The sequence below is a fragment of the Corynebacterium appendicis CIP 107643 genome, from assembly GCF_030408415.1.
GTDB lineage: Bacteria > Actinomycetota > Actinomycetes > Mycobacteriales > Mycobacteriaceae > Corynebacterium > Corynebacterium appendicis.
In genome coordinates this window covers 286,263-303,521 of the sequence record NZ_CP046976.1, presented here as the reverse complement: position 1 = coordinate 303,521, position 17,259 = coordinate 286,263, and the positions used below count along the sequence as shown (strand labels likewise).

At 64.4% G+C, this 17,259-nt stretch carries 25 protein-coding genes; 8 read left to right on the top strand and 17 right to left on the bottom strand.

What is annotated here, in order from left to right; all coding sequences use genetic code 11:
* Positions 1 to 38 precede the first annotated feature (38 nt).
* Positions 39 to 1,901, top strand: coding sequence for a GTPase domain-containing protein (locus CAPP_RS01580; RefSeq protein ID WP_327077549.1), 1,863 nt, complete (start codon positions 39 to 41; stop codon positions 1,899 to 1,901).
* The gene (locus CAPP_RS01575) at positions 1,888 to 3,495 is read left to right on the top strand and encodes a GTPase (protein WP_234958828.1); all 1,608 of its coding nucleotides are present in this window, start codon (positions 1,888 to 1,890) and stop codon (positions 3,493 to 3,495) included. The genes CAPP_RS01580 and CAPP_RS01575 overlap by 14 nt, the downstream gene beginning before the upstream one ends.
* 3 nt (positions 3,496 to 3,498) lie before the next feature.
* Here the strand turns inward: CAPP_RS01575 and CAPP_RS01570 are convergent, their stop codons facing one another.
* From CAPP_RS01570 to rpsJ, 12 genes are all read right to left on the bottom strand, one after another.
* The gene (locus CAPP_RS01570) at positions 3,499 to 3,942 is read right to left on the bottom strand and encodes a hypothetical protein (protein ID WP_076599113.1); all 444 of its coding nucleotides are present in this window, start codon (positions 3,940 to 3,942) and stop codon (positions 3,499 to 3,501) included.
* Between the two features lie 233 nt (positions 3,943 to 4,175).
* Positions 4,176 to 4,439, bottom strand: coding sequence for a 30S ribosomal protein S17 (gene rpsQ / locus CAPP_RS01565; RefSeq protein ID WP_076599112.1), 264 nt, complete (start codon positions 4,437 to 4,439; stop codon positions 4,176 to 4,178).
* Positions 4,439 to 4,672, bottom strand: coding sequence for a 50S ribosomal protein L29 (rpmC, locus tag CAPP_RS01560; RefSeq protein WP_076599111.1), 234 nt, complete (start codon positions 4,670 to 4,672; stop codon positions 4,439 to 4,441). The genes rpsQ and rpmC overlap by 1 nt, the downstream gene beginning before the upstream one ends.
* Positions 4,672 to 5,088 carry a 50S ribosomal protein L16 gene (rplP, locus tag CAPP_RS01555; protein WP_076599110.1) on the bottom strand — a complete coding sequence of 139 codons (417 nt, stop codon included), beginning with the start codon at positions 5,086 to 5,088 and terminating at the stop codon, positions 4,672 to 4,674. Before rplP ends, rpmC begins: the two co-directional genes overlap by 1 nt.
* 5 nt (positions 5,089 to 5,093) lie before the next feature.
* A complete protein-coding gene (gene rpsC / locus CAPP_RS01550) occupies positions 5,094 to 5,837 on the bottom strand; it encodes a 30S ribosomal protein S3 (RefSeq protein WP_076599109.1) in 744 nt (247 codons plus the stop codon).
* 3 nt (positions 5,838 to 5,840) lie between these two features.
* Complete coding sequence (gene rplV / locus CAPP_RS01545; protein ID WP_076599108.1) at positions 5,841 to 6,197, bottom strand: 50S ribosomal protein L22; 357 nt, start codon at positions 6,195 to 6,197, stop codon at positions 5,841 to 5,843.
* A 3-nt stretch (positions 6,198 to 6,200) separates the two neighbouring features.
* On the bottom strand, positions 6,201 to 6,476 hold the full coding sequence (rpsS, locus tag CAPP_RS01540) for a 30S ribosomal protein S19 (protein WP_005286746.1): 276 nt from the start codon (positions 6,474 to 6,476) through the stop codon (positions 6,201 to 6,203).
* 16 nt (positions 6,477 to 6,492) lie between these two features.
* Positions 6,493 to 7,329: a 50S ribosomal protein L2 gene (gene rplB, locus CAPP_RS01535; protein WP_076599107.1), complete on the bottom strand. Its 837-nt coding sequence runs from the start codon at positions 7,327 to 7,329 to the stop codon at positions 6,493 to 6,495.
* 46 nt (positions 7,330 to 7,375) lie between these two features.
* Positions 7,376 to 7,681: a 50S ribosomal protein L23 gene (rplW, locus tag CAPP_RS01530; RefSeq protein ID WP_076599106.1), complete on the bottom strand. Its 306-nt coding sequence runs from the start codon at positions 7,679 to 7,681 to the stop codon at positions 7,376 to 7,378.
* Positions 7,681 to 8,358, bottom strand: a complete 678-nt coding sequence (gene rplD / locus CAPP_RS01525; protein WP_076599105.1) for a 50S ribosomal protein L4 — start codon at positions 8,356 to 8,358, stop codon at positions 7,681 to 7,683. The genes rplW and rplD overlap by 1 nt, the downstream gene beginning before the upstream one ends.
* On the bottom strand, positions 8,355 to 9,008 hold the full coding sequence (gene rplC, locus CAPP_RS01520) for a 50S ribosomal protein L3 (RefSeq protein ID WP_076599104.1): 654 nt from the start codon (positions 9,006 to 9,008) through the stop codon (positions 8,355 to 8,357). Before rplC ends, rplD begins: the two co-directional genes overlap by 4 nt.
* Before the next feature lie 14 nt (positions 9,009 to 9,022).
* A complete protein-coding gene (rpsJ, locus tag CAPP_RS01515) occupies positions 9,023 to 9,328 on the bottom strand; it encodes a 30S ribosomal protein S10 (protein ID WP_003848085.1) in 306 nt (101 codons plus the stop codon).
* A gap of 652 nt (positions 9,329 to 9,980) precedes the next feature.
* On the opposite strand from rpsJ, the gene CAPP_RS01510 reads away from it, so the two are divergent.
* The 6 genes from CAPP_RS01510 to CAPP_RS01485 all read left to right on the top strand — a co-directional run bounded on the left by CAPP_RS01510 (position 9,981) and on the right by CAPP_RS01485 (position 13,411).
* A complete protein-coding gene (locus CAPP_RS01510) occupies positions 9,981 to 10,484 on the top strand; it encodes an Asp23/Gls24 family envelope stress response protein (protein ID WP_076599103.1) in 504 nt (167 codons plus the stop codon).
* Between the two features lie 2 nt (positions 10,485 to 10,486).
* Entirely contained in the window at positions 10,487 to 10,864 is a 378-nt protein-coding gene (locus CAPP_RS01505) for a hypothetical protein (RefSeq protein WP_076599102.1), read from the top strand.
* Between the two features lie 132 nt (positions 10,865 to 10,996).
* Complete coding sequence (locus CAPP_RS01500) at positions 10,997 to 11,197, top strand: hypothetical protein (protein ID WP_076599101.1); 201 nt, start codon at positions 10,997 to 10,999, stop codon at positions 11,195 to 11,197.
* Entirely contained in the window at positions 11,197 to 12,285 is a 1,089-nt protein-coding gene (locus CAPP_RS01495) for an Asp23/Gls24 family envelope stress response protein (protein ID WP_076599100.1), read from the top strand. The genes CAPP_RS01500 and CAPP_RS01495 overlap by 1 nt, the downstream gene beginning before the upstream one ends.
* Positions 12,282 to 12,854, top strand: a complete 573-nt coding sequence (locus CAPP_RS01490) for an Asp23/Gls24 family envelope stress response protein (protein WP_076599099.1) — start codon at positions 12,282 to 12,284, stop codon at positions 12,852 to 12,854. Before CAPP_RS01495 ends, CAPP_RS01490 begins: the two co-directional genes overlap by 4 nt.
* Positions 12,851 to 13,411 (top strand): hypothetical protein, encoded by a 561-nt coding sequence (locus tag CAPP_RS01485; RefSeq protein ID WP_076599098.1) that lies wholly within the window; start codon positions 12,851 to 12,853, stop codon positions 13,409 to 13,411. The genes CAPP_RS01490 and CAPP_RS01485 overlap by 4 nt, the downstream gene beginning before the upstream one ends.
* Here the strand turns inward: CAPP_RS01485 and CAPP_RS01480 are convergent.
* From CAPP_RS01480 to CAPP_RS01460, 5 genes are all read right to left on the bottom strand, one after another.
* Positions 13,408 to 14,229, bottom strand: a complete 822-nt coding sequence (locus tag CAPP_RS01480; protein WP_076599097.1) for a hypothetical protein — start codon at positions 14,227 to 14,229, stop codon at positions 13,408 to 13,410. The two genes, CAPP_RS01485 and CAPP_RS01480, sit on opposite strands and share 4 nt — an antisense overlap.
* Positions 14,230 to 14,418: 189 nt before the next feature.
* Positions 14,419 to 15,114, bottom strand: coding sequence for an HNH endonuclease signature motif containing protein (locus CAPP_RS01475; RefSeq protein WP_143313862.1), 696 nt, complete (start codon positions 15,112 to 15,114; stop codon positions 14,419 to 14,421).
* Between the two features lie 110 nt (positions 15,115 to 15,224).
* A complete protein-coding gene (istB, locus tag CAPP_RS01470) occupies positions 15,225 to 16,007 on the bottom strand; it encodes an IS21-like element helper ATPase IstB (protein ID WP_290172690.1) in 783 nt (260 codons plus the stop codon).
* Positions 16,008 to 16,033: 26 nt separating this feature from the next.
* The gene (locus tag CAPP_RS01465) at positions 16,034 to 16,459 is read right to left on the bottom strand and encodes a Mu transposase domain-containing protein (protein ID WP_290172987.1); all 426 of its coding nucleotides are present in this window, start codon (positions 16,457 to 16,459) and stop codon (positions 16,034 to 16,036) included.
* Positions 16,460 to 16,468: 9 nt separating this feature from the next.
* Positions 16,469 to 17,239 carry a helix-turn-helix domain-containing protein gene (locus CAPP_RS01460; protein ID WP_290172986.1) on the bottom strand — a complete coding sequence of 257 codons (771 nt, stop codon included), beginning with the start codon at positions 17,237 to 17,239 and terminating at the stop codon, positions 16,469 to 16,471.
* Between the last annotated feature and the right edge of the window lie 20 nt (positions 17,240 to 17,259).

Below are 17,259 nucleotides of genomic sequence, written 5' to 3'. Positions count from 1 at the left end.
CTCCGCACGACGTCGAGCTGTCTGCCAGAATAGCTTAGGTGAACTCCCCTAATGTAGACATGCTCGATGCCGTGCGCGTTGTCCGCGACTTTGTCGCTGGCACGCGTTTGAGTGACAGCGGCGTGGAAGCTGATGCCCGCGCCATCGTGAACCAGCTGGACGATTATGTCCTGCCCCGCCTCGCCAACCTCGATGCCCCGCTTCTGGCGGTGATCGGCGGGTCGACGGGCTCCGGCAAGTCCACGCTCGTGAACGCGGTGCTGCGCGAGCGGGTCTCTAACCCGGGCGTGATCCGCCCGACGACGCGTCAACCGGTCCTGGTGGCCAATCCGGCGGATGCGGACTGGTTCAATTCTCCGCAGGTGCTGCCCGGGCTCGCGCGTTCTCACGGCGCGGGCAACGAGCAGTCCACCACCTTGCGCATCGTGCCCACGGGCAGCATTCCAGAAGGGCTCGCGCTTCTCGATGCCCCCGATTTCGACTCAATCGACGACCGCAACCGTGCCCTGGCTTCCCAGCTGCTAGCGGCGGCGGATCTCTGGGTCTTCGTCACTACCCCGGCGCGCTATGCCGACCAACTGGTGTGGAATTTCCTGCACGACGCGGCCAGCCGCGGCATCGAGGTCGTGGTGGTGCTCAACCGCCTGGACGAGGCCTCGGCGGATACGGTCCCCGACGATCTGCGCCGCATGATGGACGAGGCCGGATTGCATGGCGCCACCGTGTTCACGGTCCCCTTCGTCCCCGACCTGGGCGGCGACAGCCCCGAGGAATTCCTGCAGGACACGCTGGTCGCCGAGCTGCGCTCCTACCTCACGGGCCTCGCCGAGGATTCCGCGGCGCGCCGCGCGGTCGCAGGCAAGACGGTCGCAGGCGCCGCCACGGGAGCCATCGAAAAAGTAGAGCAGCTTATCGACGCCCGCTCCCGCCAAGAAGCCTTCGCCTCCCAGCTCGACAGCGCGATCAGTGAACAGTACTCCACCGCCCACACCCATGTGATTGACGCGACCTCCGACGGCAAGATGCTGCGCTCCGAGGTGATGGACCGCTGGCAGGATGTCGTGGGCACCTCGGATATTTCCCGCGGCTTCGAGCGGTGGTTCTCCCAGACGATGGACAAGGTGGGCAGCTTCTTCACCGGTGAGCCCGCTCCTCTCCGCGAGGTGGAGACAGAACTCGAGTCCGGTCTCCACGCGGTGATCGTGGACGCCGCAGACACCGCCGCCGCACGTTCGTGGTCGCACATCGGTTCCGTCGCCCCGGACCTGCGCGCCGATGCCGACCCGGCTCTCGCCCGCTCCTCCGCCGATATCGACGAGCGCGCCGCCGCCCTGGTCCGCGACTGGCAGACCGCGCTTCTCGACCGCATCCAGGACACCGCCGGCTCCAAACGCCAGCGCGCCCGCGCCATGTCCTTCGGGCTCAACGTCCTGACAGTGGCTCTCATGCTCGTCGTCTTCGCTTCTACCGCCGGCATCACCGGTAGCGAAGCGGCCATTGCAGGCGGTTCCGCCGTGCTCGGCCAGAAGCTGCTGGAGACGATCTTCGGCGAGGAAACCGTCCGCCGCATGGCCTCCGACGCCCGCAACGACTTGAACGAGCGCCTCCGCGACCTCCTCCAGAGCGAACGCGAACGCTACTATCCCGTCACCGATCCGCTCCTCGAGGGCACCGCCGCCGAGGAGCTGACCGACGCCACCAACACCGCCCGCACGTCTGTCGCGGAGCGGTTCCCGGAGCTCGCAGGCACCGCGAAAACCTCCGCCGAGATCGCGCCAGCCAACTCCCCGAGCGCTCCCGCAAGCCTCGAGGAGAGCGCCGAGCGCGGCCCGCTGCGCGACCTCTTCGCCCAACTCCGCGGCGGGTTCAAGGCGAAGGAGGACAGCAATGGCTTTGTTTAAGCGCAACACCGCCTCTCTCGGCGAGCGTCTCACCGCGCTCGACGAGGCCGCCGAAATCGGCGCACCGTACCTCACCCCGGCCCAACGTGAACGCCTCGAGACCACCGCCCGCGCCGGTGCCGAACGCCGCGCACTGTCCGCGGAGCACACCGTCGTCGGCTTCTTCGGCGCAACAGGCTCCGGCAAGACCTCGCTGTTCAATGCGGTTGTCGGCGAGGACCTCGGCAAAGCGGCTGCACGCCGCCCAACCACTTTCTCCCCTCTCGCGGCGATCTGGGAACCGGACAATTCCGAAGAGCTCCTCGACTGGCTCGGCGTGGAGGACCGCCGCGTCCGCTCCGGCGAATTCGCTCCCAAGGCTGGCCCTCTGATCCTGCTGGACCTCCCCGATTTCGATTCCGTCGAGGCCTCCAACCGCGCCATCGCGGAACGCCTCGCGGGCCAGGTCGACGTGCTGGTCTGGGTGTCCGACCCAGAGAAATACGCCGACAGCGTCATTCACGACGAGTTCATCCGCCCCCACGCCAACCACTCGGCCGTCACCCTCGCGGTGCTGAACAAAGCGGACCTCCTCGCAGAGGCCGACGTCCCCACCGTCTCCCAGTCCTACGCGCAGCTGCTGCGCGAAGACGGCCTCACCAACGTCACCGTCGTGCCCACCTCCACCTACACACAGGCAGGTATCGACGGCCTCCGCGCCGCCATCACCCGCGTCGCCGCCGCCCGGACCGCGCAGTCCGCGCGCATCGAAGCCGATATCGCCTCTGTGACGGGGGAATACGGGGACGGGGCAAAACAGGGCAACGTCGATAAGCGTGCGAAGCGCGACCTGGATTCCGTGCTCGCGCAGGCCGCCGGCGCCGACCGCGTGGCGGACTCCACCGCCGCCGCGTACCGCAAGCGCCTCCACGAGCGCACCGGCTGGCTACTCACCTCGTGGGTGACCCGCTTCCGCCCCGACCCCCTCAAACGCCTCGGTCTGCGCGAGGACGCCGACACCGTCGGCGTGCACCGGACGTCGATGCCGGAGCTCACCGCCGCGTCAAAAGCCGTGGCCAACCGCGGCGTGCGCGACTACGCCACCGCCGTCACCGACGACCTGCCGCCGCAATGGGCGTCCGCCGTCTCCGACCGCGCCGACGAGGTCGCTGAAAACTTGCCTGCCGAGCTCGACCGCGCCGTCGCCCGCACGCGGCTGCCCGCCGAGCCGTCGAAAGGCTGGTCACTGCTCACCGTCGTCCAGTGGCTTGCGCTGCTCGCCGCGCTCGTCGGCGTGCTGTGGTACCTGGTCGTCGCGTTCGTGCCCGGAGCGCTGACCCCGCTGCTGGGCGGCGACCTCGTCCCCGACGTCGAAGGGTGGCCGATCCCGACGCTTCTCATCATGGCCGGGCTACTCACCGGCCTCGTGATCGGGCTCATCACCGCAGTCTTCGGCGGAGTCATCGGTGGCGGCGTGAAACGCCGAACACGCGCGGCGCTGCGCAAAGAGATCGCCGCGACCTCACAAAGCGCCGTCGTCGAACCCCTCGACGCGATCCGCGACGACTACGCGCGCTTCACCGAACGCATCGCCGTCGCCGCAGGCTCCCAGTAGCTCTTAGTAGCGGTGCGACGACAGCGTCTGCTTCGCCGCGCCGTAGAAGTCCAGCACCGGGCGCGTCACGGGGGCGAACGCAGACACGCGCTTATCGACGGAGTAGTACTCGTACCCCATCCCCACCGCCTGCTCACCGTTGACGAAGCAGGCACCGCGCCCCGGCTTGCTGTACGCGCACACAGCGGTGTCAGCGTCGGCTTGGCCGAGGACCTTCAGCCCACGTCCGTACGGGTCGCCGAACGCCTCGTCGCCGGGGCGGACCACCGGAGTCTCCGCCCACTGCGTTGACTGGGCCTCGTCCCAGTACGGGAACTCGGTGCCGGGCGGCGGCGGGGTGAGGTCGGTGGCCATCTCCGACGCGGCGGCTACCGGGGCGCCCACGGGAGCGGCCACTGCGGCGGCTGCGAACGCGACTGCGCTGATACGGCGGACAATCTTCTTCATGGTGTGCGTCTACTCACGTCGGCTGGCATCATGCGGTTACGACACCCAGCGTAACGCACGCCGCCTGTCACGCGTCCGAAACGAATAGCTCCTACACGGACGAACTTGCGTACCATAATGCTTGATTTTATCGGCAAAACCTACGCTACGACGGGATACGAAAAACGCCCACGCTCCTCATCGCGGAAATGGATGAGGGGGCGGGCGTTGGATCGTCGATAAGCGAAAAGTGCTTAACGAGCCTTCTCGATGACCTCGACGAGACGGAAGTGCTTGTCCTTGGACAGCGGACGCGTCTCCTCGATACGGACGAGGTCGCCGACACCGGCGGTGTTCTCCTCGTCGTGCGCCTTCACGCGGCTGGTGTTACGGACGATCTTGCCGTACAGCGCGTGGGACTTGCGGTCCTCGATCTCGACAACGATGGTCTTGTCCATCTTGTCGGAGACGACGTAGCCGCGGCGGCGCTTCTGCAGACCCTTCTTTGCTTCAGACATTAGTTAGCTCCTTCACCAGGGACGGTGGACAGACCGAGCTCGCGCTCACGCAGCACCGTGTAGATGCGCGCAATGTCGCGCTTGACCGCCGGGATGCGGCGGTTGTTGGCCAGCTGTCCGGTCGCCAGCTGGAAGCGCAGGTTGAACAGCTCTTCCTTGGCGGCGCTCAGACGGTCGTTCAGCTCAGCATCAGTGAGCTCACGGAACTCGTGTGCAGGGGTGCCAGTAGCCATTAGAACTGGTCCTCCTTCGCAATGATACGAGTCTTGCACGGCAGCTTAGCGCCAGCGCGGCGCAGAGCTTCCTGGGCAACAGCCTCGTTCGGGTAGGACATTTCGAACAGGATGCGGCCAGGCTTGACGTTGGCCACCCACTTCTCCACCGGGCCCTTACCGGAACCCATACGCACGCCGAGCGGCTTCTGGGTCAGCGGACGGTCCGGGAAGATGTTGATCCAGACCTTGCCGCCGCGCTTCACGTGGCGGTTGATGGCAATACGAGCTGCCTCGATCTGGCGGTTGGTGATGTAAGCCGGCTCGAGAGCCTGCAGGCCAAAGTCACCGAAGTTGATGGTGTTGCCGCCCTTGGACACACCGGAACGATTCGGACGGTGCTGGCGACGGTACTTGACGCGCTTAGGGATAAGCATGTGTCTTAGCCCTCCTTCTTCTGCTCTGCGCGCTGGCGGCGCTGGCCACCGCGGCGGGGACGGCGGTCACCGCGGCCGCGGCGCTCATTGCCCGGAGCATTCAGCTCGGACTCGCGCACGCCACCAACGACGTCGCCTTTGTAGATCCATACCTTGACACCGATGTTGCCGAAGGTGGTCTCTGCCTCTGCCAGGCCGTAGTCGATCTCCGCACGCAGGGTGTGGAGCGGGACGCGGCCCTCGTGGTAACGCTCGACGCGGGACATCTCAGCGCCGCCCAGACGGCCGGAGCACTGAATCTTGATGCCCTTGACCTGCGGCTGGCGCATAGCGGACTGGATAGCCTTGCGCATCGCGCGGCGGAAAGCCACACGGTTGACAAGCTGCTCAGCCACGTTCTGCGCAACCAGTGCGGCGTTAGCGTCGACGTTCTTGACCTCGAGGATGTTGAGGGCCACCATCTTGCCGGTGAGCTTCTCCAGCTCGCGGCGGATGCGGTCTGCCTCAGCACCGCGGCGGCCGATGACGATGCCCGGACGTGCCGTGTGGATGTCCACGCGGACGCGGTCGCGGGTGCGCTCGATGACGATGTCGGCGATGCCGGCGCGCTGCACGTTCTTGCTCAGGTACTCGCGGATCTTGATGTCCTCGGACACGTAGTCCGCGTAGGACTTGTCGGCGTACCAGTGGGACTTCCAGTCGGAAGTGATGCCCAGCCGGAGGCCGTGCGGGTGGATTTTCTGACCCATTGTTTAAGCCTCCTTCTGGCTCTCGACTACCACGGTGATGTGGCAGGTGCGCTTACGGATCTGGAAGGCGCGGCCCTGAGCGCGCGGCTGGTAACGGCGCATCGTCGGGCCTTCATTGGCGTATGCCTCGGAGATGACCAGCGTGCGCGGGTCAAGACCGAAGTTGTTCTCGGCGTTCGCAGCAGCGGACGCGACGACCTTGGCCACCTGGGTGGACACGGTCTGCGGCGCGTACTTCAGGATCGCCAGGGCCTCGGACACGGACTTGCCGCGGACGAGGTCGAGAACACGGTTCGCCTTCATCTGGGAAGTGCGCACGTACTTCGCGGTTGCGTGTGCGGAAGTGATCGTTTCACTCATCGCTTATCGACGCCCCTTCTCTTCCTTGACGTGACCCTTGAAGGTCTTGGTCGGTGCGAACTCACCGAGCTTGTGGCCGACCATGGACTCGTCGATGAACACCGGCACGTGCTTGCGGCCGTCGTGGACGGCGAAAGTGTGTCCGATGAAATCGGGGAGAATGGTCGAACGGCGGGACCAGGTCTTGATGACCTGCTTGGTGCCAGCCTCGTTCTGTGCGTCCACCTTGTTGAGGAGGTGTTCGTCGACGAACGGGCCTTTCTTCAGGCTGCGTGGCATGTGAATTTACCTCCTCTTAACGCTTCTTGTTCGGGCGGCGGCGGCGCACGATCATGTTGTTGGAATAACGGTTCGGGTTGCGGGTGCGACCTTCCTTCTGGCCCCACGGGGAAACCGGGTGGCGGCCACCGGAGGTCTTGCCCTCGCCACCACCGTGCGGGTGGTCGACCGGGTTCATGACAACGCCGCGGACAGTGGGCCTCCAGCCCTTCCAGCGCATACGGCCGGCCTTGCCCCAACGGATGTTGATCTGGTCGGCGTTTCCGACCTCGCCGACAGTCGCGCGACAGCGGATGTCCACGCGGCGGATCTCGGAGGACGGCATACGCAGGACTGCGTAGGAGCCTTCCTTACCGAGCAGCTGGATGGACGCGCCGGCGGAACGAGCCAGCTTCGCACCTGCGCCCGGCTTGAGCTCCACAGCGTGGATGGTCGTACCGGTCGGGATGTTGCGCAGCGGCAGGTTGTTGCCGACCTTGATGTCGGCGTTGGCGCCAGCCTCAACGACGGTGCCCTGGGTCAGGCCCTTCGGCGCGATGATGTAGCGCTTCTCGCCGTCTGCATAGTGAAGCAGCGCGATGTTAGCGGTGCGGTTCGGGTCGTACTCGATGTGAGCGACCTTAGCCGGGATGCCGTCCTTGTCGGAGCGGCGGAAGTCAATCACGCGCCACTGGCGCTTGTGGCCACCGCCGCGGTGGCGGGTGGTGATGTGGCCGTGGGAGTTACGGCCACCGGTCTTCGGGAGCGGTCGCACCAGGGACTTTTCCGGAGTCGAACGAGTGATCTCGTCGAACTGGGAAACGGAGCTGTTGCGGCGACCCGGGGTTGTCGGCTTGTACTTACGAATAGCCATAGTGTGTCCTTTTCGATCAGGTCACCTTCGGTAGTGCTACCTGCCCTTAGGCAGTAGCGCCGCCGAAGATGTCGATGGAGTCGCTGCCCTCGCGGAGGGTGACGTAGGCGCGCTTGGTGTCCTTGCGCTTACCCCAGCCGGTGCGGGAACGCTTGCGCTTGCCCTCGCGGTTGACGGTGTTCACGGAAGCGACCTTCACGCCGAAGATGTCCTCCACGGCAATCTTGATCTGGGTCTTGTTCGCGTTCGGATTGACGTAGAACGTGTAGGTGTTCTGCTCCATCAGCGCGTAGGTCTTCTCGGAGACGACCGGGGCGATGATGATGTCGCGCGAGTTAGCGGTCTTAGCCATTAGTTCTCCTCGCTTTCAGCTGCGACCACGGTGGAGCCTGCGGCCTCAGCGTTGTCGCGGTTGACGAAGTCGTGAAGAGCCTCGACAGAGAACACGACGTCGTCCGCGTTGAGCACGTCGTATGCGTTCAGCTGCCCCGGCTCGAGGATGGTGACGCCCGGCAGGTTCCGTGCGGAAAGACGGGAGTTAGCGTCCTCGCGGCCGATGACCAGCAGCACCGACTTGCGGTCGGTCAAACGCTCGATGAAGGCGCGTGCAGACTTTGTCGACGGATTCTGACCCGGAACGAGCTCCTCGACCACGTGGATGCGGTCGTTCTGGGCGCGGTTGGTCAGGGCGCCGGCGAGAGCGGCCTTGATCATCTTCTTCGGGGTGCGCTGAGCGTACGAACGCGGCTGCGGGCCGTGGACGGTGCCGCCGCCGGTGAAGTGCGGAGCACGGATCGAACCCTGGCGGGCGCGGCCGGTGCCCTTCTGACGGAACGGCTTCTTGCCGCCGCCGGCAACCATGCCACGAGTCTTCGTGGCGTGGGTGCCCTGACGCTTAGCGGCAAGCTGCGCGGTGACGACCTGGTGCATCAGCGGAACAGATGCCTCACGGTCGAAAAACTCAGCCGGGAGCTCGACGGAACCCTTGGTGGCTCCGTCAGCGGTGTGGACATCAAGTGTCAGTGTCATGCGTGAGCACCGCCCTTCACTGCGGTCTTGACGGTGACGAGGCTGCCCTTGGCACCCGGGATAGCACCCTTGATGAGGAGCAGATTAGAGTCGCCGTCGATCCTTTGAATCTTGAGGTTCTGGGTGGTCACACGGTTGCCGCCCATGCGGCCAGCCATGCGGGTGCCCTTGAACACGCGGCCCGGGGTGGCGCAGCCACCAATGGAGCCGACGCGGCGGTGCGCGGCCTGGTTACCGTGGGCGGCACCCTGACCTGCGAAGCCGTGACGCTTCATGGCGCCTGCGTAGCCCTTGCCCTTGGTGGTGCCGGCAACGTCGACGAAGACCTCGTCCTCGAAGATGTTGACGGTCACTTCCTGGCCGAGCTCGTAAGCAGAGGTGTCGTCCATGCGGATCTCTGCCACGTGGCGGCGCGGGTTCTGGCCGGCCTTCTTGTAGTGGCCTGCCTGAGGCTTCTTTGCCTTACGGGGGTCGATTTCGCCGTAGGCGATCTGGATGGCGGAGTAGCCATCGGTCTCTTCAGTGCGGATCTGGGTGACAACGCACGGCCCAGCCTCGACGACGGTCACCGGGATGACCCGGTTCTCCTCGTCGAAGATCTGGGTCATACCGAGCTTGCGGCCCAGAATGCCCTTGATCTCGTTAGTCATATGTCTTGTTCTCCCTACTGGATGTTCACGTCAACGCTCGCGGGGAGGTCGATGCGCATGAGGGCATCGACCGTCTTCGGCGTCGGGTCGAGGATGTCGATGAGGCGCTTGTGGGTGCGCATCTCGAAGTGCTCGCGCGAGTCCTTGTACTTGTGGGGAGAACGAATAACGGCGTACACGTTCTTTTCAGTGGGCAACGGCACCGGTCCGACGACGCGGGCACCCGTGCGGGTGACCGTCTCAACGATCTTCTTCGCAGATGCGTCGATCGCTTCGTGGTCGTAGGCCTTGAGCCGAATGCGGATCTTCTGTCCCGCCACGTTAACCTCTTCCTCGCTTCCCACGTTCTGCGTCTCGCTTACGCGCGCCACAGAAGAGGTGGGGTTGATAGCTTTCAGTTTCTCTATAACGTTGTCCGGTTTAGGGCCGGCGCCAACGCCAGTGTCTGTTCAAACGAATGACTGCCACGACGATCGGCGGAAGGTGCGCACGCGCCTAAACAGCGCATGTTCAGTGCTTCCGCTGGGAACGAGTCCCCATCGTCAGGCTCGGAAGGGGTTGAATGAAGCATGATCGCCTATCGACGACCACACCCACGTGGCCCTTACGTACTGCCGCTGTTTATTTGCCATGCCCCTTCTCCGGTCCCCGGTCTCGAGAGTGCCGACTCTTAAGCGGTGGCCTGTGCTCGATCGCGGGTCCTTCGTCGATAAGCGAAGCTCGTCGTGCAAAGGTGTCATGTTCGCCTTACCAGCAGCGCAAATGCGCCGTGTTAAAGCAACTCGAGTATTCAAACACACTGGTCGGCGAAAACGCAAATAGCACGGAATGTATCGAATTGGTGTCAATTCGCCGCGACCATGGCCGGACCAGACTTTTACACATACGATTGGCCTCTGTTAAGCCGAACGGTTTTAACGGCGCATCACACTGACACTATAAAACCGCGAAAGACCTGCTGAAAGGATTGTCATGGCCGACAACAACGCGAACAACACCCAGAACACCCCGGCGACCGGCGGCACCACCACCCCGGAGACGCAGGCACAGCCGCGCAACGAGGTGCTCGAGACCGAGCACGGCACCACCGTCATCGACGACAACGTCGTGGGCAAGATCGCCGGCATCGCGGCCCGCGAGGTCTCCGGCGTGCACAACCTGGGCGGCGGCGCTGCCCGCATGTGGGGTGCTGTGCGCGAGTCCCTGACGTCGTCCACGAACGTCCAGCAGGGTGTCAACGTCGCGGTCGAGAACGGCCACGCGAACATCGCTGTCGCTGTCATCGCCGAGTACGGCGTCGCTATCCACGAGCTGGCTAATGCAATCCGCGAGAACATCACCATCGCGATCACCCGCATGACCGGCCTGATCGTCGACCGCGTCGATGTCACCGTCCACGACGTCAACCTGCCGGAGGAGGCCACCGAGACCGAGCAGGCCGTCCAGCAGTCCAACCAGCAGGCTCTGGACCAGTAAGAATGGCCGCATTCTCCGTCACACAAGATGCCGCAGAAGCAATCCGCGACGTGGCGCTGTCAGTCGACGGTGTGGCGGGAGTGTCCGGCGGCCGCATGGGGCAAGCATTCCTGCGGGTCAGCGGCGCGATGATCGAAGGCATTCAGCTTATCGACGACACCGTCCCCCACCTCGCCCTGCACCTCACCTACGACCTGTCCTCCCGCCGCCAGATCCCCGCGATCGTGACCGATGTGCGGTCGGCGGTGCTGGCGCTGCCGGCTTTCGCTGAGCTCGCTTTGGGCTCGAACGCTGACTCGGACTCGGGCGCCGGTTCGGACTCGGGTTCGAGCGCTGGCTCCGAACCGCGCATCGACGTCGTGTTCGACGATGCCGCGTAGTCAACAGAGCCGGTTGCGTCGGCAGGGGCGGCCGCGCTCGGTTGCCTCGCACACCGGCGTCGCGTGGGCGGCCGGGTACGTCACACCACCGTTCACCAATGCATCAGAACGCACAAGAAATGTGGAATACACATGAACATTTTCTCCAATAAGACCGTCCTCGGTTCCGTCATCGGTATCGTGCTGGCGTTCGCTTTGATCCTCGGCGGCTGGATCGGGTTCCTCTTCACGCTCCTGTTCGGCGCCATCGGCGGTGTCGTCGGCGCACAACTGGAAGGCCGCATCGATCTAGCTGAACTCGTCAGCACCACCTCCGGGCGGGGTCGTGGGTAATGGATCCAGCCTCGTACCGCATTAGCGAAAAGACCGTCGAGCACATTGGCGAAGTTGCCGTCCTGTCCGTTCCGGGCGTGCGCTCCGTCGACGCGAAGCTCGCGGGCCTGGCGGGCCGCAGTTTCCCGCGCGTGAACGCGCAGATCGACAGGCCTGCGGGCTCAGTGATTCTCGACGTCGAGATCGTCAGCTCCTACCCCGCTCCCGTCGGCGCGATCACCGACGAGGTGCGCGAGACGATCGGCTCCCACGTGGAGACGTTGACGGGCCTGACGGTGCAGAAAGTCAACATCGTCGTCGTGGACGCCGAGTCCGCGCCGCTGGGCCAGCGCGTCACCCGCAACGACCTGCTCCACCACCCGACGGGCATCGCCCCGGTGGCCATCCGCGTGCAGCGGTCGAAGGTGTCCTCGCCGCACGTCCAGGCGCCGGTAAAGCTCGCCGACATCACCGTCGACGACTCGACATACACCGCCCTGCGCCACGTCCACACTCCGGACCCGGTGCAGATCCGCCACGTGGAGACGCCACCGCCACTGCGTCCCGCGTCCGTCGACACGCCGGAGCCGCTCCGCATCACTCACGTGGATACCCCGGAGCCGGTGCGACCAGTCAGCCCGGAGATGCCGGGTATGGCGCCGCTTAAGGCAGTCGGCATCGAGAAGCCGACGCGCCCGCGCCACATCAGCGTGCCCGCGCCGGCGCCGCTGAAGAAGATCGAGGTCACCCGGGTTGCACCGCGCATCCCCGCGGAGCGCCCCGCGCCGCGACCGCCGCGCCTCGTCGAGATCAAGCGCCGCCCGCAGCCCGCACCGGTGTCCCTGCCGGCGCAGCGGCCACTGGCGGAGATCACGGTGGAAAGGGGGAGATATGTGGACGTCGTCAGGCCAATGCCCGAACCGCTGCGCGCGATCACCGTTCCGCGCCTTGACGTCGTCTCCCCGCACCTGCCTCCGCAGCGCCCGCTCGCTGAAATCACCATCGAGCCCGACCGCGCGGACGACGACGCCCTCGCCAAGCCCATCGGCGGCTCCACCCAGACCGTGCGGATCCGCCCCGGCGACAACAAGGAGGTGCAACGACCGTGACTAAACCGACACCCGAATTCACCGGCCCACGCTCCGGCGCCGAGCCCAAAGGCAACCCCGCCGTTCGCTGGCTGACCATTCTCCTCGGACTGGTGCTCCTCGCGCTGTCCGCCGTTATCGGGCGCGACCTGTGGTACCGCTACCAAGAAAACGACCCCGAAAACTCCTGGGTCCGCCCCGTGCTTGACTGGCTGGGCACCGCGACCGTAAATCCGGTCGGCGTCACCGTCGGCATCGTCGTCGCGCTCGTCGGCCTGTGGCTGATCATCACCGCGTTCAAGCCGCGCCCGCGCCGCTACGTCCGCGTCGACTCCGCTTCCTCGATTTGGATGCGCCCCGTCGACGTCGCGCGCAAAGCCACCGCGTCCGCGCGCAACGAACTCGGCCGCTCCAACATCGCCTCCCGCGCGACGCGGAAGAAGCTCACCGTCGACGTTGAAGACGACGGTTCCGCGGATCTCGACCACCGCCTCACCGACGTCCTCGGCGGCGAAATGCAGCGGCTCGCGCAGACCCCGCAGGTCCGCGTGAACATCCACCGCCCGTCCCAAGCGAAGGAGCTGGCATGACACGCAGACTGGCATTCTTCGACCGGCTGATCATCTTCCTGCTCGGCCTGGTCCTTCTCGCCGGCGGGCTCGTCCCGGCCGCCCTGCACTGGGACATCCCGTATGTCTCCGAGTTCGTGCGCGGCATAAACCGCTCCCTGATCACCGACGTACCGGGCATGAACTGGTACACCGCCGCGTTGATCGGCACAATGCTCGGCGCGTTCATTCTCGGTCTGTGGCTGATCATGCCGAATATACGCAACCGCGGGTTCAGCAACCGGTTCATCGGCACCGCGCAGCCGGACCTCGGCGACACCCGCATCAACGTGGCGCGCCTTGCGCAGGCGGCATGCAACCACGCGGAGGGATCCGAGATCGTGAAACAGGCGAAGCAGACCGTTGCCTACGTCGGCGACCGCCCGACCGCCACCTTCACCATCACGGCTAACCCGGACTTCGACTTGGAGACCGTTGTGGCATTCGTCGAGGCGATCGACGCCGACTTCCGCGATGCAGTGGACACAATGGACATGGACACCGTGTTCAAGCTGCACCTCGACAAGGTCACGGCTTAGCTCTCCACAAGCAGCAGCTTATCGACGACCCCCAACTCCACCCTCTCCCCTCCCCCTGCCACATAGGCGAAGTTCTCGCCCACACGACAACGCACGACCTGGCTCCAGGCGTGCGTTGTTTTGGTCACTTCACGCCTCTCGACCTGCCAACAGTGCAGACGTTGGGTGATCAGCAGCCGTGCTCCATCGGCGAGGGGAACCAGCCAGACTGAATTGCCGATCTCGCCGCGTTCCAATCCGTCGATATTTTTCGCACGTGATGGTGCGGTGCCGACGTGGTTAGCCGGGCCTTGGTCGGGTGCGGAGCGGTCAGATGCGGTGAGATCAGAAATAGCTGGTTCACGGAGGGATTCGTCAGCTACTGCCATAGACGCGCCGCGGGAGTCCACGATCCGGGAAATCAGAGCGACCATTCCCAGGCGGTGTTCTACGCCCTCGCTGTCAGCGACCGTGAGCATCCTGCCAGGTCCCGTCGGGCGTACCGAGGTGTACTGCCACAAGCTGGGCTGGCGGTCGCGGTCGCCAGCCGAGCGCACCACCACATCGCCGGCCGCTGTCAATGTGACGCGGTGCGCGGGCGAGTCTGTCTCGATGAGAAAGTCGCCGTCCACGCGGCGGTCCGCTGAAAGGGGAAGGTCGGAGGGGTGGGAGGAGGATTCGTCGATAAGCAACTGTTCGAGTTCCTCGTCCGTCGTGCCCCAGCCGGCGCCGCGGTTAGCCAGGATGCCGAAAAGCGTTGCCAGCGGTAGGTCCGGCTGGCCCTCCCACGTTCTGCGGAGCTGGTCGAGTACGCGCGGGATACGGGTGGGATCATGCACAAAGCCCAGCCTACGTCGGCCGCCGACGATGACACGAAAGCGCGCGGCGAGCTAAAACTGCCTGGGCTCCTTTTCGAAGAGCACCCGTGAGCTACATTTCGGAGAGCACCCACAGATTAGTTTTGGCGCGCACCTACGTGGCCGCAGGGCTGTTTCGCCCTCGGCCTGGTGGTGTGGTCAGGTTCCGAACTAGCTTCCGAACAACAGGTGCATGGCACCGTATTGGTGTGTGGTGTTCGGTACTGGTGCTCCGCGCGGGGAGACCCATGTCGGGGTGCCGTTGCGGATGTGTATTCGGCCCCGGTGGTTGCGGTGGGGGTCGTCGTCGTTGGTGCGGTTGTGGTACCTGCACAACACCGACAGGTTGTCCATGTTCGTCGGCCCGCCACGCGCCCACGGTGTGATGTGGTGGACCTCGCAATTATCCGCCGCGTGCCGGCAATCCGGCACCGGACACGTCGTCAACGTCGCCCGCGCCAGATCACGTTGCTTGGCGTTGGCGAACCGCTTCGCGTGGTACAGGTTCACCGCACCCGCCTGCGGGTGGAACAACGCCACCTCCAAATCCTTCGAGTAATAGTGAGTCAGATACTCCGCACCGGTCATGGTGGTGCCGTCCGACAACCCCAGGATCGTCTCATCCCCCTCGCCTGCGAGGATCCTGATGTGCTCGGAAAGCGGGACCTGGATCAGCGGGCGCGGCACAGACTCCGCAACCCCGGCACCGCCCCGCAGGAGCTCCGCGAACGCCTCATACATCTGCGGGCCCTCAGGCCGGTTGGGGTCGAGCCCCTTCCGCAGGGCGTGTTCCAGGTCGGCGATGACACGTTCTTCACCGGTGGCGATCAACGTCCGCTTGCCTTTCCGCGTCCGGCCGAACCGCACCGTGGACTCCGGGGCGGGTGTATCGGCGTCCGGGTCGGGGATGATGTGTGAGTGCTCTTCGAAATGTAGCCCACTGGCGCTCTTTGAAAAGTAGCCCAGTGTGGTCGTAGTTATTGTGCCTGATTTGTTTGTGGTGTTGTGAGTTCGCGGCCTTTGATGCGGTGGCTTACTCCTCGGTGTTGGAAGATTTTTGCGTGGTGGACGATGCGGTCGACCATGGCAGTTGCGACGGTGACGTCTCCGAAGCATTGGGCCCATTGGGAAAAAGCCAGGTTGGATGTGACGATGATGGATCCGTGTTCGTATCGGCGTGAGACGAGTTGGAAGAAGAGGTTTGCTGCGTCTGCCTCAACGGGGATGTATCCGAGTTCGTCGATGATGAGCAGGTGGTATCCGCTTAGGCGTTTGAGTACGGATTCGAGTCGTCCGGTGTTGTGTGCCTCGGTGAGTGTGTTGATCCACCCTGCGGCGGTGTCGAACAGTACTCGGTAGCCTTGCTGAGCAGCGGTTATGCCTAGGGCTGTAGCTAGGTGTGTTTTTCCGGTGCCTGGTGGGCCTAGAAGGACGACGTTTTCAGCGGTTGCGACCCAGGCACCGGTTTCTAGTCGAGCGATGTCGGCGCGGTCGATGCCGGGTTGGGCGCCGAAGTCGAAATCGGCGATGGTTTTGACTGCTGGAAAACCGGCTCGTTTAACGCGTTGGCGCGCTCCGGATTCAGCGCGTGCGGTGGCTTCTACTGAAAGTACCGCGGCGAGGTATTCCTCGTAGGTATACGATTCTGCGCGTGCTTGTTCAGCAATGGTGGCGTATACGGTGTTGATACGTGGGGCTTTCAGCGTCTGTGACAGGTGCGCAATCGTTGCTTGGGTGTCGTGGGCGTGCGTGTGGGGCATAGTCGAATCCAATCTTCTTTGGGGGGCTAGGCGATTGAGTCGTAGATGGCTAAGTCGGCTACCTCTACGTCGTTGTCTGGTGTGTGGTTGTGTCGTTGGGGTCCGGTGATTAGCTGTCGCATGCGTCGTGCGGCGTGTCGGTGGGCAGGGTCGGTGATGACGTGGTGTTTGCCCCAGTAACGCCGGTGGCAGGCAGCGATTTCGCCGGATGGTCCTGTGACAGTGATTTCTTCTAGACAGGTGCGCACGGTCACAAGCCTGTCGATGAAGGCGGGGTCGACGCTGTATTGGTTGGTGTCGACGGTGATGTAGTAGTTGCGTGGCAGGCGTACCGCAGGACGGATCCCGATCGTTGGGGTATACGGCGGAAGTGGACGCATGGACTGTTGGTCGATGCGAAACAGATCGATCGGGCGGGTTTTCAACGTGGCATGGGTGCGGGTGTTGGCCACGGTGCTAAACTATTCATCGAGCTGGTCTTGCACATCCTGCGGGTTGCTGAAGTGCCGGCCTGGGAAAAAGGAGCGCTTCATATAGCCGTTGGTGCGTTCAACGATGCCTTTCGATTCCGGATCTCTCGGCGGGGCCTGGACGATCTTGGTGCCGATTGCACCGGCGAACGCAGCGACTGGCTCACACAGGCGGGCCTTACCGATGCCAGCTTCCCGGTCCCATACCAGCCGGTCGGGCACGGCTTTGAAGTCGCGCTCGATGAGCTGCCACATCCCGGCTATCAGGTCGTCGGTGCGACGGGTTGGTAGCAGACAGGCGGCGGCGAATCGGGAATGCGATGCCGCCATCACCAGCACCGGGAATGGTCGGTGCACACCGTTTGCATCGGGCAGCCCGCCGGCGGCAAAAGTCAGGTCGCACTGGATTTCACGCCCGGGAAGATGGGTGAGCGTGTCCACGGGGTCTGCGGGAAGATACTCGGGTCGGATCCGGGCAATGTTTTTGCGCAGCCACGATTCTGACCCGGTCCACCCAACGCGCTGTCCGATGACTTTTGCGTTAAGACGTGGAGTTTCAGCCAGCAACGCGCGTACTTGTGGTTCGAAGGCATCGAAACTTGTGGTTTTAGCCCGACGCGGCGGGTATTTCGGAGGCGAATCCGAAGCCAGTGCCCGCTCGACAGTCTTCTTCGCGCAGCCAACCTCGTTGGCAATCTTGCGTATCGATAAACCCTGCCCACGCAGGTATCGGATCTGTGCCCATTGCTCCAAAGAAATCACCCATCCAATCTTTTTCGGAT

Coding starts and splice junctions, on each gene's coding strand:
- CAPP_RS01575 (WP_234958828.1), top strand. CDS start 1,888: ATGGCTTTGTTTAAGCGCAACACCGCCTCTCTCGGCGAGCGTCTCACC.
- CAPP_RS01570 (WP_076599113.1), bottom strand. CDS start 3,942: ATGAAGAAGATTGTCCGCCGTATCAGCGCAGTCGCGTTCGCAGCCGCC.
- rpsQ (WP_076599112.1), bottom strand. CDS start 4,439: ATGTCTGAAGCAAAGAAGGGTCTGCAGAAGCGCCGCCGCGGCTACGTC.
- rpmC (WP_076599111.1), bottom strand. CDS start 4,672: ATGGCTACTGGCACCCCTGCACACGAGTTCCGTGAGCTCACTGATGCT.
- rplP (WP_076599110.1), bottom strand. CDS start 5,088: ATGCTTATCCCTAAGCGCGTCAAGTACCGTCGCCAGCACCGTCCGAAT.
- rpsC (WP_076599109.1), bottom strand. CDS start 5,837: ATGGGTCAGAAAATCCACCCGCACGGCCTCCGGCTGGGCATCACTTCC.
- rplV (WP_076599108.1), bottom strand. CDS start 6,197: ATGAGTGAAACGATCACTTCCGCACACGCAACCGCGAAGTACGTGCGC.
- rpsS (WP_005286746.1), bottom strand. CDS start 6,476: ATGCCACGCAGCCTGAAGAAAGGCCCGTTCGTCGACGAACACCTCCTC.
- rplB (WP_076599107.1), bottom strand. CDS start 7,329: ATGGCTATTCGTAAGTACAAGCCGACAACCCCGGGTCGCCGCAACAGC.
- rplW (WP_076599106.1), bottom strand. CDS start 7,681: ATGGCTAAGACCGCTAACTCGCGCGACATCATCATCGCCCCGGTCGTC.
- rplD (WP_076599105.1), bottom strand. CDS start 8,358: ATGACACTGACACTTGATGTCCACACCGCTGACGGAGCCACCAAGGGT.
- rplC (WP_076599104.1), bottom strand. CDS start 9,008: ATGACTAACGAGATCAAGGGCATTCTGGGCCGCAAGCTCGGTATGACC.
- CAPP_RS01510 (WP_076599103.1), top strand. CDS start 9,981: ATGGCCGACAACAACGCGAACAACACCCAGAACACCCCGGCGACCGGC.
- CAPP_RS01505 (WP_076599102.1), top strand. CDS start 10,487: ATGGCCGCATTCTCCGTCACACAAGATGCCGCAGAAGCAATCCGCGAC.
- CAPP_RS01500 (WP_076599101.1), top strand. CDS start 10,997: ATGAACATTTTCTCCAATAAGACCGTCCTCGGTTCCGTCATCGGTATC.
- CAPP_RS01495 (WP_076599100.1), top strand. CDS start 11,197: ATGGATCCAGCCTCGTACCGCATTAGCGAAAAGACCGTCGAGCACATT.
- CAPP_RS01485 (WP_076599098.1), top strand. CDS start 12,851: ATGACACGCAGACTGGCATTCTTCGACCGGCTGATCATCTTCCTGCTC.
- istB (WP_290172690.1), bottom strand. CDS start 16,007: ATGCCCCACACGCACGCCCACGACACCCAAGCAACGATTGCGCACCTG.